The following is a 12,838-nucleotide window of genomic DNA, read 5'->3' on the forward strand; positions in this document are numbered from 1 at the left end:
GCCCTCACTATTTCACACGAGGAGCATGAATGTCCGCAATGATGAGAGGAACGGGATGCTGAAGATAGAGGATGTATGCAGCAGCGCGGTATCCACAAGCTAGGTAGACATCAGAGCCATCTTCCGACCGATTTGATCGAATGTCTATAGTAAAATCTCAGGCAGTATCCAGCACAACCGTCCAACCAGCCTCTCCGGAGGCCCGCGCAAATACATACCACCCAGATAGGAGAACCAGTATGAGAGATCTCGTTGAAACCCTCGGGCTCATGCCGCAGTCGGCATCGGGTGGTTGGTTTGGTTTACCACGTCCATCTCACTGCTGGGTGATCTGTATGAGGTTCCCGCACGTATCGTTGAAGACAGCCATCGTGACGCCCCCGGCGGTCATCGGCTCCTGGGTGAACTCGACGCCTTGCTCGCTCAGGCGTTCATATTCGGCCTCTACGTCCTCGCACCCGAACATGGTCCAGGGGATGCCGTTGGTGACGAGCGTGTCGCGGTACGCCTCAAGCTCCTCGTCAAATGTTGGGTTCTCTGTGGGTTCCAGGAGCAGCTCGACGCCGTCGGGCGAGTTTGGTCCGACCACGGTCAACCAGCTCGCCTCGCCTACTGGTTCGTCGGTCTTCTTCTCGAAGCCAAGGACGTTCGTGTAGAGGTAGATTGGCTAAAATCATGCATTCTGGCTACGCTATAGCCGCTGTAGTCTCAACTTCTGTTCAGAAGTTGAAACTGGGTCGCACAATGCATATGGAAGTAGCGCTTGTCTCGTCACTTCGTTTCAACAGGTCCTCACTGAAATAGCTGATACAGAGAAATGCTTATTGACCGGATCATTCAATCGGGATAGTCTGCAACAAAGCTGAGGCTGCTACATACAACATTTATTGCTTTCAACAGAGGAGATACTCTATGTTCCCTGAACGCATCGAGACGGATCGGCTCATCCTTGAACGAATTTCGCACGATTCCGTCGATATATTCGTCCTTCACGAACTCTACTCCGATGGCGACGATACGGAGGAGATGTTCGAGTATTGGGATTCGACGCCCCACAAGACGATGAAAGAGACATATGATTATGTAAACAAGGCTGAACGACTGTGGAACGATGCCGAGGGTGCGAAATACGTTATTCGACCGAAGGACGGGGAAGATGGGGCAGGGGCCATCGCCGGAACGACAGGGCTGTATCCAGATTGGGAAAAGCGGCTTGGCAACCTTGGCATTCTTCTCGACAAGCAATTTTGGGGTCGCGGATATTCCGGTGAGCGAGCCGATGCTCTCTTTTCCGTGGCGTTCGACCGGCTCGATCTCGAACTCGTCGTTGCCGCCCATATCGATGGGAACGAGAAGTCTCGACAGGCGATCAACAAATACGTCGAACGGTATGGCGGCCAGTACGAGGGTCTTCTCCGTAATTGGCTTCCGCTGTCGGAAACCGTTGCTGATGTTCACAGATATACGATTTCCCGTGAAGAGTATCTTGAGGCGACTGAATGCTAAATAATTCCTCTGAACTGATCAGTATAGATAGGCTCTTGCGCTCGAATCAGAAGCATCCGACCAATGGATTCGACGCCGACTTCGCAACGTGCTGTCTTTCGAACGATTGCATCGAATTCGTACCGAAAGTGGCCAGCGTACGACACGACATCGCTGTATGACCGAAGTTCGCTTGATGCTCTCGAAGAGGATGTTCGGACCATTGCTAAGGTCTGGTTCGAGCACGGTGCTCATGAGTCAGTCGAGGGTTTCGTTTCTGACTTTCCGCTAGCATATTTCGAGTTTCAACCCCATGATCGATATACCGGATCAACACGGTACGAAATGGTCTTGTTGATCCGGCTATTTCTCCTTAAAGAACTCCATGGATGGGAGCACGAGACAGCTCTGATCGAGCATCTTCAGCAGCGTTCATCGCTGTGTCATCATCTCAATCTTGAAATGATACCCGACCAAGCAACGCTGTGGCGAAGCTGGAAGTATCGATTCACTACGGAGCTCAAAGACACGGTTGAGACAGCCGCAGAGACGATTTTGCTCAAAGCAGATCGAGCAGGCCTTTCAGTCCCCCGAGAGCCACCGGACACGCATTTACACGACCTCAATGAGGAAGCGGAAGCTGACGAACAATCCGTCCTAGATTATGCCGAGAAAGTCACAAACCACGTTTCTCGAATCGTTTATCCGGGCTTTTCGCTTGATCGTGGTAGTGGCTGTGAGATACACGAAAACGCCTTCCGGGATCTCCAGACGTATCTCGGACTTCGTGAACACTTGGCTGTAAATGAGGGTGCACAGAGTTTCACGCTTGAGTCACAACGCGAGCGGACGCCACTGGGACATACCCATCGAACGCATCTTCGTGACCTTTCTATCGACGAAATCCGCGAAATGTATCGTGAGGCAATCGGCCGGTTGTTGGATCGTATTGCGGAGACTGATACGTTCCATCGGGCTGGTATCGTCGCGATCGATACGACTGAAGATGATCCCTTTACTGGTGATCGTACGAGACATGAAGCCGAGATTATCGGAACGAAAGATGGTGAGTACGCCTACCAGTGGGCAACGATCCTGCTCGTCGGCAATGCAGTACCCATCGTCTTGGACGCTCGGCCGGTTCGGAAAGGAGATTCTCGGGTGGAGATCGTCCGAGATCTCTTAGATTCTGCTCAAGAGCAAGTTATTGTCGATAACGTCCTGATGGACCGAGAGTTCGATAGCCAACATATCTTGGAAGAAATCGGCCAGCGTGGACTTCGATATGTTGTCCCAAAGCGGATGCAGACAAGCGAGAAAGCCCAAGCACAGCGGTTGCTCAAGTGGGACCAGGATCGGTATGTGACTGATCGGAACCTCCGCTTGGATAATGACGAGCGGCATGAGACGACACTAGTGTACCGACGGATGGCTGATTCAGATCGGACGGACTATCGCCAGTATTCTGTGTTTATGACGAATGGGGATCCGAAGCTGTTGCGCGAGTATTCGTATCGCTGGGAGATTGAGAGTGGGTATAAGAGCGTCAAACGGTTCATGGCCGCAACGACGTCGAAGAACTTTGTCTTGCGATTCTTCTACTTCGCATTCGCGTGCTTGCTGTATTCGATGTGGCGTGCTGTTGATTTGCTGGTGCAGATCGACGTGACCGGCGAGTACAAGCGGTCACCAGTTTTGACCGCAAACACGGTTCTCACGCTGCTGAAGCAGACAGGAATCGGCTAAAGCCGACGGGTAGTATAATAAACGCCCGTTGATGAGCGACAGCATTGGCTCAAGCAGCGCGCAAATCGTGAGAATGTTAGAATATTAACTAGAATTGACTCTTAGATTCCTGTTTGAAATGGTTGTAGATCGATGTATCCGTCGAAATCGTGCATCCTGGGTACTCTGTTGCCGGTGTAGTTTCATCTTCGCCTACGCGAATTTCATATAGCGGTATATGGTTCATGAAAGCGCCATTGTCAGGTACAGGCCCCTACTCGCCAGAATACTGCACTCCCCTCGTTTTCACCTTCTACTTCCGCATAGATCTATAAGCGGAAGTGGACACCCCCCGGGAGTGCCATCTGAAAATATGCCTGAGGGTTACTCGTCTCATCGAGGTGGCTATGCGCCGCTGTTCACCTGATCACATCTACCTATGCAGACGTGGTGACTGTGCCTTTGCCAAAACAGGCACACATCATCCTCATCAACCATGAGTTACCATAACTTGCTCAGCACAGGGTGCTTGAGTACGGTTATTGAAATCAAATTATAGTTGATCGAGATGGACATGGGATCGCTATCGCTCTCAATAGCGCGTCCCTAGAATCAGTCAGAGAGCTTAACCGTCTCGGCACAGTCTATATAACCCTGCTAATGATACGCCCGACTCGTCGGCAAAAACGCGACAATGAGATGGAAGGCAAGACTGATGAACACGAGGGCGTCCAAGGCTGCCCTGAGTGCGACGCAAAAACTCTTCTCACGAGTGCAGACGGAAATGAGATCGTGTGTGAGGACTGTGGTTTAATTATCGAGGAAGAGCCTGTCGACCGTGGGCCTGAGTGGCGAGCATTCAATCATCAAGAGCGACAAAACAAGTCTCGAGTTGGTGCGCCGATAACTCAGACGATGCATGATAAAGGTCTTACCACGAATATTGATTGGAAAGATAGGGATGCGTCTGGTCGCTCGCTCTCCGCTGAAAAACGTAGTCAGATGCATCGGCTGCGCAAATGGCAGGAGCGCATCCGAACAAAGGATGCCGGCGAGCGGAACCTCAAGTTCGCGCTCAGCGAGATCGACCGGATGGCGAGTGCACTCGGCATCCCGCGCTCGGTTCGCGAAGTTGCTTGTGTGATATACCGCCGTGCACTCGGCAAAGATCTGATTCAAGGCCGATCGATCGAAGGGATTGCAACAAGTTGCCTCTATGCAGCGTGTCGCAGCGAGAATATCCCTCGCAGTCTCGAAGAGGTTGCAGATGTGTCGCGTGTTGCTCGAACAGAAATCGGACGGACCTATATTTATATCGGACGGGAACTCGGTCTTGAGATACAACCGGTTGACCCGAAGCAGTACGTTCCTCGGTTCTGTTCAGCACTCGGAAGCAGTGACGCGGTCAAAGCCAAAACCAACGAAATTCTCGATATCACGACATCACAGGGCCTGCTCTCAGGAAAATCGCCCACTGGTTACGCTGCTGCAGCGATTTACGCCGCTTCACTGCTCTGTGATGAGCAACAAACACAGCGCGAGATCGCTGCGGTTGCACAGGTCACCGAAGTCACCATCCGCAATCGCTATCAAGAACAGATTGATGCGCTGGATCTCTATTAACGACATAGTTTACCGTTATGCTCCGTAGTTCGCCGTTCAACCCCTTTGCCGTGGTTCTTCCCGACGCAACAGAACTATTTCTACCGCTCGCTACTAGATGAAATGCACTTTCCATCTATCTAGATCAAGGTGGCTCAAATTCAGCCTCGACCGGGTGGTCGCACACAATACAGGTTACGTACTACCGTTCGTCTGGGCATCCAACGGTGATTTTGAGACGCTGACCGCGCACTCGAAGACCACCCTAGTGTCGGGAATGTCGAGGTTCTCACCGAACTTGAGGACGAACGGCTCTACCGGATGGGATGAGTTAACAAGACGCAGATCATCGCGTATATGCTACTTGAACAGGGCGCGACCGTGCAGCGGGCAACCGCGCACGACGATCAGTAGGATCTTCGTGTACTCTTCCCCGAGCAGAACAAGATTTCGGCAGTAAGTCAATTTGCGCACGAGCACGGATTCTCACTTGACGTCTTCCGTATCTATGATGGCGATAGCGCCCAACGTGTTCGGTTCGATCTTACCGTCGGCCAACAAGAAGCCCTTGCCATTGCTACCGAACACGGCTACTATGACGTCCCACGGGAAATCGACTAATCTGAATTGGTCGAGAAACTCGGCGTCTCACACCAAACACTTTCCGAGCGGCTCCGGTGGGGTACTAAGGGAATCCTCAAAAAGGTCATCTCGGACATCCCCAGCGATGAGGATACAGGTCATAACCGCTAACGGAGAGCGACGAGGTACCGGGGTTTGTCCCCGAACTCATCGGTGGCCACATAGCGACTAAGGGCGGGACAAAAAGCATGTGCTCCGGTTCAATACTGCTCACTGCTACTTTTGCTTTGCTAGGGATAGAGAGAAAGACTACTTTATGAGAGGAGTTCCGATAAATATGTTGTCTTCTTTGATAAAGAGGATAATTCTATCGAATACTACTTTTCCCTGATAGAATTCAGAATGATATTTATATGGTTTGTATTGAGAGGTGCCAAGAGTCTTATTCCTATGGTAGTCCTTGAATTGGCATGAGCGTCGTTGCAGACGTGACGGTTCCCGCTGACTCATTCACACTCCAACATGCACTCACGACCGAACCAGAGATGATCGTCGAAGCAGACCGACTCGCGTCACACAGTGCCGAGGAAGTTATGCCGTTACTCTGGGCTTCCGGTGGGGATTTTGAAGTGTTCCAGAAGGCAATGCAGGACGATCCGACGGTTAACAACGTAACTGTTATCGAAGAATCTGCGGATAGAGTTCTGTATCAGGTCATCTGGCATGATGAGTTCGTTGATCTCATTAATGAGATGATAGACCAACATGCGAGCATTGTTGAAGCAAAAGCGCACGGCGAGAAGTGGCGACTCCAACTGCGGTTCATCGAAGAAGACCAAGTGTCTACTTTTCGTGACCACTTCACGGAACGCGGCTATTCATTTCAAGCCAACAAAATATCGTTCTCGACTGCTCCACGACAGCGCACTTACGGATTGACCACGGAACAGCGTGATACGTTAGTAACAGCATTTCAACGCGGTTATTTTAACGTTCCTCGTGACTTCTCACTCGAAGATCTGGCAGAAGTCTTCGACATTTCTTCAAATGCTGTTTCCCAGCGGATCCGGCGTGGGTCAGCTAATCTCATTGAACATGCACTGATAATTGGGACTGACACGGCTCGCGACGATGAGTAGTCTAGATAATCGTGATGGCATACATCTTCTCGTAGATTTAAATGCCGTTAATCTCGAGCCTCTGATCTCTTGCTTGAGAATGAGTAACGCAGTGTAATGACGAATGACGCAAACGATTCAACTGACGGTTGCTCATCTTCTACCAAACCTCCTCTCTCGTCGTCTACCATTAGTTCTATTAAAAATAGTCTGACGACGCCAGCTGCACCCTGTCTGGAGGCGGATACACGGCTGATCAGTGGTTTTACTCGTGGTGCTGCTCACCGGACGTGCTGACTGGACTCACCTCTACGCCGCTCATACTGTGAACAACAACCTCGTAGCCGGCATACGCAAACCTCACTCGACCGTCTGATCGCGTGTCTCCCTCATAGGTTGGTGTGAAGAGGCGATTCAGCGCATCGGGATCGATGACCTCGTAGAGCGGCGGAAGTTCACGATGCGAGGTGTCGGCTGCATCGGCGATCGCCGCGACAATCTGCTCAGTTACTGACTGCTGTGATGCGTCGTGGCGACGAGTGCTTGCTGGTGTGGTGGTAGGCGCAGTCATGGCGAATGTTCCAGTATCACGACTAAGACTTTGACGCCCTTAAATCCTGTGTGAGAAAGTGGGTAACAGTACAATTCTCAGTGGTTGACAGCTGTTTTGAAAAATAGTAAACTAACCCACATCCATAATGAAATAATGAGCCAGAGGAACTATTACCAGTAAGCACAGTAGCTGATAGCGACTGTGGGAGAAGACTACACAAATGGGATTAGAAGACTTCTCACGAGACGACAACGGCTCACAACCCGCGTGGCACACTGAACCATCACCGTCGACGACAATCGTTGAGAGGATCGCTGCGCGGGCGGAGGGCTCCAGTGACGATCTCGAGCCCCTGTATGAGGCTATCGATCCCGATGCACTCGATGCATTGTTTGCGCCGCGCCCTACTGGGAGTGACCGACCCGGTGGCCAGGTCACGTTCACGTATGCTGGCTATACTGTGACAGTCACCAGCGATCGCCCTGGCTTCAGCATCAACATTGATCCGCTCGACGAACACCGAGAGTAGGTGGCAGGTTCGCACACGTTATTCGTCGGCCATCGCGGGATCGTCAGCCGGTTGCAATCCGGACGCCATCAAGCGCCGAGCAATCACCACAATCCCATTGTCGAAGCCTCGACCAAACACTGCTTTCTCGGTGTCAATTGCACCAGTCTCCGTCTCATGCACCGAACTGACCAGAATTGTATTCTGATCAATCAGCAATAATCGACTAATTGTTGTTTCGTCAGCACGAGCGCTTGGTGACCCATTCAGCCACTCCAACCCCGAAACGAAGACCTCGGCATCAGGCAGTGCCGCTGCAATGTGCTCGCGTAACTGGTCAGTCGCTGTGCCAATGAGGACGCGAAGGCCTGTCTCCTGCGCTGCTTGGAGTTGATCAAGCAACTCCTCTGTGATGACTTCGTCCCGCCCGACGATGAGCACGATCTCCTGGCCGGCGGCATCAATAAGTTGCCCTGTCCGATTGCGAATCGGCGTGACGCCCGAGAGCGCCCACACTTCGTGGGTGATCTCCTCATCACTGTCCGGCACTGTTGGTTCGATGTTCTCCATTGCCTCGACGAGTGTGTCCGTTCGCGACTCATACTCCTGACGCAGTGTTTCGGCAGCCTCTTCGATCGGCACGGCCCGGAACTGCTGTGGATTCGAGTGTTGGATTTCGACAAGGCCCTTGGTTTCGAGCACTCTGATCGCATCGTAGACGCGCGTTCGTGGTACGTCGGAGGTTTCGCTGATTTCTTTGGCGGTGCCTTTCGGGAGGCGTGACAGTGCGACTAAGCACTTCGCCTCATACTCTTTTAATCCGAGTTGCTGGAGCAATTCGACTGCTTGCTGGTGATTAGATACGTTGTTCATGGGTCCCAACCTTGTGACCGGGGGTTCCGGTGTTATCTCTGGTGTTATGGCGCCGCTCACAAGTGAGTTCCTGCCCAGCTGATTGAGATCCGCTGTCAGGACTCCTGTCCATAGGTGCTCGAAGTGTCTCAGCCACCATGAAGCACACTCATACGATTTCCATCACCTTGCTGATTCGCGTCCTATCTGGCTCCAAATTCGGGAAATCGCAGTTCAAATGTCCGGAAAACGTAGAATATGAGTCTTAAACTTTGGATTTAACATCATGCGACCGTACAGGCTACTCCGACTGTGAAGCATGAGAAGCGTGGCTGAAGCCGATGCGTCACAGTCCCAGGTGACCACGTGTCACTGGGTTACTCTGGGAGTCACTCAAATCTTCACCCAGATAATCACAGTAGAGCTATGTCGTGGTGGCTCGAAGCCTTAGGCGGCACGGAGCTCGAAAGGGTCCCAACCAATCGCCGCTCCGTGCTGAAACTGCCACATTCGTGGCAGTTTTCGACCACGATCGATTAGTCAGGGACAATCCCATCAGGAAGCGCTTCTTGATTCTCAACCAGGACAGTGAGGAGTGGCTGGATGTCGTCGAACTGCGGGCCCTTCGTCACGCGTTGTGCCTCTTGGTCCCAGGAGATATACCTGTGATCTTCTAACAGAGGGAGGTGCACGTGCTGCATGACGATCGTCTGATCTCGTTCTCCGCCGTCTGTCTCTACAGTATGTGACGTATCTATCCTGTCGGGGTAGGGAGACCGTTCTGCCAGGGCGAAGAGAACACGTCGTCTGTGGGTATTTGATAGCACATCTAACTGTTTACTAAGCATAATTGTAATCAATAATAACATCTACTCATCCATAACTTCCCCTCAATTTCATGGAAACTAGTAGCGTGAGGAAGTGAGTGACGCCCTTTGCAAACCATATGTTGAAGAGATACGTCGACCGTCTCGACCAACGGGGGACTGCAGACGACTATCTGTCGTTCCACACGGGCGAGAACGGCTGGAAAAGTCTTCCGTGGGGATATAGTCAACTAGCCAGACTCATAGTCACCCGTATGAGCCGTCCGCTTGAGAATGTGGATCGCGGTATCCTCTATCTTCTTCAGCAAGATGCGCGAAACACGACTGCCCAAGAAATCGGTGAGACCGTTGGAGTCTCACCCAGTACCGTTCGCAACCGCATCGAGCAGCTCGAACCCGACGACATTATTCAGGGCTACCATCCCGAAATTGATTATGAGGCAGCGAACCTCCCACTCTGCGTGTTGTTCGTGTGTACCGCCCCGGCAGTTGAACGGACTGAATTCGTCGAAAAAACACTTGGCGTCCATGGAGTCGTCGATGTGCGCGAGATGCTCACCGGCCGTCGGAATCTCCATGTGGAAGTTGTGGGGACGAGCACGGAAGATATCACGCGGATCACGGACGCACTGCACGAACTCGGGTTGACGATCGACAGTTCAGAGATCATGCGTCAGCGGCGCGCCCAACCGTTCAATCACTTCTTTTTCACGGGTGCGCTTGACGACGGCGCCGAGCGTGAAGACTGACCACCACTCGATTTTATTGTGGAAATCACAGTTTTAACTGCATTAATTAGGCATCTCACACCGTATCCCTCAACTATACACAATCCTTCCGCGCTGAGCTGCGCTTCCCACAATGTCTAGGAATAGACATAAACAATCGTTATAGATTTGGGGGTCAAAACATAGCTATGGAAGACCAGTTCGAGAAGATACCACCTCAAGATGCCACCGCCGAGCAGACGAATCGCCTTTTCAATCTTCTTGCGGATCGACGGCGACGATATGTATTGCAACGCCTTCAAACGGCAGATCAACCGATCTCTCTTGAGGAGTTAGTAGCCGACATTAGTGCCTGGGAAGACACGCCACCCCCTGAAACCGCTCTGACGGACAAAGTGGACGAAGTCACCGTCTCACTTCAGCACTGCCATCTCCCGAAACTTGCCGATGCAGGGCTCATCGAATATGATCGAGCTGCTGAAAACGTGGCGTATACTGATCATCCGCAGGTTGAGGCCCTGGTTGATCGTTTCCCCGAACTCTTTCCAGGTGAGGATGAATGAAAGAAGTTGATTGAAAGTAATGTAATGATATGAGAAGCAATGATTTCCGCAGAGAGGTGGGCTTTTGGAGTACCTTCCACGTTAAGTTGTCTATATTCGACTTGCATGCGACCGATTGTTACCGTAGATTTTTGTAGTATTATACCGTCTAAACGCCTGTATAGCCGATTTAATTGTCAAAGCCGCAGTGAAAAAGCAGATCGAAGACAAAAACGTTTCGAGTGACTTCTATGATGCACTCGACGACGAAGTTGCGACCGTCCTCGACAATGCCGCACGACGAGCCGAGGAAAACGACCGCAAAACAGTCCAACCTCGCGATCTCTAGACACTCATAGCCTGCTGGTTTTAGCATACTGATCACCCACACGAATGTACACAGTAGATTTACGTAGGTCGCCGTATGCTACCAGCAACCGGCTACCGGCAACGAGCGATGTATGAGACTGTCTTCTCGCCGATCAAGCGCACGCTCTACGACGCCGTGCGTTCGCGAACTTGGTACGGTGAATTTCGTGAGCTCGTCCTACTGTGTGCGGTTCACAACATCAAGCAGGCTGTCAAACAGTGAAATCAAACTCAGTCTGGCGATTCACCACGGCCGGAGAGATCATTACTGATTTTAATAGGTGGGTGTATGGTAACGCTACCTCGGAACAGCATCATGATAACAATGGGAGAGCGAGTGATAGCTGGGATATGCGGTGGAATAGTTGTGACTGCAGGATGATCATGAGCTCGAATAGAGCAGTATTCGCTCCGACGAGCGAATAGCAAGCTCACTATACAATGCATAGATCTAAACTCTCCCAGGAGCAGGTATTTGATCTTCTCAAGAATTCTCGACGACGATACGCACTCTACTGTCTTCGACGGCAAGGCGACCCCGTCACACTAGCTGATCTAACTGACCAAGTGGCGGCATGGGAACACGGCATGGCACCAGCTGAGCTAACGAGCGCGCAGCGAAAGACCGTCTATATTTCACTGTATCAGACGCACGTCCCGAAACTCGACGATGTTGGTCTCATCAACTATGATCGCGAAACCGGAGAGATTGACCTTTCGCGTTGTGCTCGGGCACTTGATACCTATCTCGTTGATAAACCCGGCCTGATGATCAGGTGGAACCGCTACTATCTCGTACTTTCGCTCATGAGTATCATGCTTCTTGGTGGCGTTTGGTTCAAGGTCGACCCTTCGGCGTTACTTTCGAGTCTTATGGCTACAATGATAATTGTGACCGCGTACAGTCTCTTGGCGATTCTGCAGTATCTCATCTACCGCCGACGTATTGTGCCGGCAACACCGCCAGAACTGCGGCGTATCGAAGGCCAGTAACTACCGTCAGTGTCCACTGATACAGATTCCGTCACTCACATGAGGAAGAAAGATCCGGCTAGCAACAGGTAATAGTTCCAACTCTGAATGAAACTGCCAAACTATCACTCGGCAGGTGGTTTTTGTTGAAAGAATGATTGTCTTATCTTGATCATAGGAAATAATAGTCTATTCCATCGATTCTATTTGCCACTTCCCAAACAACCATGTCACACCATAACATGCTCTTTACTGTCGGGTATCAGTGAGAACAATGGACTGTGCCACTGACGCTCGATGAACGTGGGCTACACGGTGCCTAACACCCACTTCTCTCTCACGTTTCAAAGAATGCCATTTAGTCAAAACTATATTATTTGCACGCTTATGCAACCAGAGTCATTAAGTCATCATCGTTCATGATGGTATCGCCACCACCAGCGTAGACCGCGATTATAGAGGTAGTGTCTATGTTCGGTAGAGTCCGGAGCTTTATAACTAATACACTTACTATGTTCATTGGTAACATGGCAGCAAGCCAACGAACGTTGTACCTCCGTCTGGTGTTGATGATTCAGTTACTTTTTTGGGTCGGACTCCTTCTACTCGTCTGGATGGCTGCAAGTAGTGTGTTCTAACCTAGCTCAATGTCTTTTTCTTCACCACCCCAAGAGTGCCGCTGTAATCGATGCGCGTCGGTCGGGGAATCTGTCCGCCACCCGTACAGGGAACTCCCGACACCGTCCCCTATATTTAAATGACAACGTGAAAATTAGTGTGTGGAACCTGTAGAGAAACATAGATTCGAAAATCTGGATGTTAGTATTGAGTTCGATGAGGATGGGAACCGAAATGTGATGCTATACTTCTCAACTGGCGAAGGAGAAAGCATTCCCAAGAATCCAGAAGAATTGGGCGTCATGGTAGAACACCTCTGTTAGGCCGAAACTTAACCTACAAACCCAGTGATTAACC

14 protein-coding genes and 1 pseudogene are annotated in these 12,838 nt (G+C 51.1%); 12 read left to right on the forward strand and 3 right to left on the reverse strand.

All coding sequences use genetic code 11. The features are described from left to right. Positions 1-316 precede the first annotated feature (316 nt). On the reverse strand, positions 317-664 hold the full coding sequence (locus LIW51_RS24945) for a VOC family protein (protein ID WP_227378996.1): 348 nt from the start codon (positions 662-664) through the stop codon (positions 317-319). 248 nt (positions 665-912) lie between these two features. On the opposite strand from LIW51_RS24945, the gene LIW51_RS24950 reads away from it, so the two are divergent. The 5 genes from LIW51_RS24950 to LIW51_RS24970 all read left to right on the forward strand — a co-directional run bounded on the left by LIW51_RS24950 (position 913) and on the right by LIW51_RS24970 (position 6,533). After that, positions 913-1,506, forward strand: coding sequence for a GNAT family N-acetyltransferase (locus tag LIW51_RS24950; protein WP_227378837.1), 594 nt, complete (start codon positions 913-915; stop codon positions 1,504-1,506). A 63-nt stretch (positions 1,507-1,569) separates the two neighbouring features. After that, positions 1,570-3,231 (forward strand): transposase, encoded by a 1,662-nt coding sequence (locus LIW51_RS24955; RefSeq protein ID WP_227378838.1) that lies wholly within the window; start codon positions 1,570-1,572, stop codon positions 3,229-3,231. 639 nt (positions 3,232-3,870) lie between these two features. Then, positions 3,871-4,833 carry a transcription initiation factor IIB gene (locus LIW51_RS24960; protein WP_227378839.1) on the forward strand — a complete coding sequence of 321 codons (963 nt, stop codon included), beginning with the start codon at positions 3,871-3,873 and terminating at the stop codon, positions 4,831-4,833. A 552-nt stretch (positions 4,834-5,385) separates the two neighbouring features. Then, positions 5,386-5,433: a hypothetical protein gene (locus LIW51_RS39480; RefSeq protein ID WP_368411867.1), complete on the forward strand. Its 48-nt coding sequence runs from the start codon at positions 5,386-5,388 to the stop codon at positions 5,431-5,433. 431 nt (positions 5,434-5,864) lie between these two features. Then, the gene (locus tag LIW51_RS24970) at positions 5,865-6,533 is read left to right on the forward strand and encodes a helix-turn-helix domain-containing protein (protein WP_227378840.1); all 669 of its coding nucleotides are present in this window, start codon (positions 5,865-5,867) and stop codon (positions 6,531-6,533) included. Positions 6,534-6,777: 244 nt separating this feature from the next. Here the strand turns inward: LIW51_RS24970 and ddfA (LIW51_RS24975) are convergent, their stop codons facing one another. Beyond that, entirely contained in the window at positions 6,778-7,083 is a 306-nt protein-coding gene (gene ddfA / locus LIW51_RS24975; protein WP_227378841.1) for a DdfA family disk-determining factor, read from the reverse strand. 202 nt (positions 7,084-7,285) lie between these two features. Between ddfA (LIW51_RS24975) and ddfA (LIW51_RS24980) the strand changes: the two genes are divergently transcribed. Next, positions 7,286-7,594 carry a DdfA family disk-determining factor gene (ddfA, locus tag LIW51_RS24980; RefSeq protein WP_227378842.1) on the forward strand — a complete coding sequence of 103 codons (309 nt, stop codon included), beginning with the start codon at positions 7,286-7,288 and terminating at the stop codon, positions 7,592-7,594. 18 nt (positions 7,595-7,612) lie between these two features. On the opposite strand, the gene LIW51_RS24985 is transcribed toward ddfA (LIW51_RS24980), so the two are convergent. Further along, complete coding sequence (locus LIW51_RS24985) at positions 7,613-8,446, reverse strand: TrmB family transcriptional regulator (protein WP_227378843.1); 834 nt, start codon at positions 8,444-8,446, stop codon at positions 7,613-7,615. 1,060 nt (positions 8,447-9,506) lie between these two features. Between LIW51_RS24985 and LIW51_RS24990 the strand changes: the two genes are divergently transcribed. The 6 genes and pseudogenes from LIW51_RS24990 to LIW51_RS25015 all read left to right on the forward strand — a co-directional run bounded on the left by LIW51_RS24990 (position 9,507) and on the right by LIW51_RS25015 (position 12,804). Beyond that, entirely contained in the window at positions 9,507-10,001 is a 495-nt protein-coding gene (locus LIW51_RS24990; protein ID WP_227378844.1) for an Lrp/AsnC family transcriptional regulator, read from the forward strand. 167 nt (positions 10,002-10,168) lie between these two features. After that, positions 10,169-10,543 (forward strand): DUF7344 domain-containing protein, encoded by a 375-nt coding sequence (locus LIW51_RS24995; RefSeq protein WP_227378845.1) that lies wholly within the window; start codon positions 10,169-10,171, stop codon positions 10,541-10,543. A 160-nt stretch (positions 10,544-10,703) separates the two neighbouring features. Then, entirely contained in the window at positions 10,704-10,871 is a 168-nt protein-coding gene (locus tag LIW51_RS25000) for a DUF1931 domain-containing protein (protein WP_227378998.1), read from the forward strand. Between the two features lie 93 nt (positions 10,872-10,964). Continuing rightward, a pseudogene (locus tag LIW51_RS25005) lies at positions 10,965-11,114 on the forward strand (IS5/IS1182 family transposase); the annotation flags it as partial. A gap of 218 nt (positions 11,115-11,332) precedes the next feature. Next, on the forward strand, positions 11,333-11,884 hold the full coding sequence (locus tag LIW51_RS25010; protein ID WP_438267430.1) for a DUF7344 domain-containing protein: 552 nt from the start codon (positions 11,333-11,335) through the stop codon (positions 11,882-11,884). Between the two features lie 758 nt (positions 11,885-12,642). Beyond that, positions 12,643-12,804, forward strand: coding sequence for a hypothetical protein (locus LIW51_RS25015; RefSeq protein WP_227378847.1), 162 nt, complete (start codon positions 12,643-12,645; stop codon positions 12,802-12,804). Positions 12,805-12,838 lie beyond the last annotated feature (34 nt).

This window comes from Haladaptatus halobius, from assembly GCF_020618475.1.
Classification (GTDB): Archaea; Halobacteriota; Halobacteria; order Halobacteriales; family Haladaptataceae; genus Haladaptatus; species Haladaptatus halobius.

Coding starts and splice junctions, on each gene's coding strand:
- LIW51_RS24950 (WP_227378837.1), top strand. CDS start 913: ATGTTCCCTGAACGCATCGAGACGGATCGGCTCATCCTTGAACGAATT.
- LIW51_RS24955 (WP_227378838.1), top strand. CDS start 1,570: ATGGATTCGACGCCGACTTCGCAACGTGCTGTCTTTCGAACGATTGCA.
- LIW51_RS24960 (WP_227378839.1), top strand. CDS start 3,871: ATGATACGCCCGACTCGTCGGCAAAAACGCGACAATGAGATGGAAGGC.
- LIW51_RS24970 (WP_227378840.1), top strand. CDS start 5,865: ATGAGCGTCGTTGCAGACGTGACGGTTCCCGCTGACTCATTCACACTC.
- ddfA (WP_227378841.1), bottom strand. CDS start 7,083: ATGACTGCGCCTACCACCACACCAGCAAGCACTCGTCGCCACGACGCA.
- ddfA (WP_227378842.1), top strand. CDS start 7,286: ATGGGATTAGAAGACTTCTCACGAGACGACAACGGCTCACAACCCGCG.
- LIW51_RS24985 (WP_227378843.1), bottom strand. CDS start 8,446: ATGAACAACGTATCTAATCACCAGCAAGCAGTCGAATTGCTCCAGCAA.
- LIW51_RS24990 (WP_227378844.1), top strand. CDS start 9,507: ATGAGCCGTCCGCTTGAGAATGTGGATCGCGGTATCCTCTATCTTCTT.
- LIW51_RS24995 (WP_227378845.1), top strand. CDS start 10,169: ATGGAAGACCAGTTCGAGAAGATACCACCTCAAGATGCCACCGCCGAG.
- LIW51_RS25010 (WP_438267430.1), top strand. CDS start 11,333: ATGCATAGATCTAAACTCTCCCAGGAGCAGGTATTTGATCTTCTCAAG.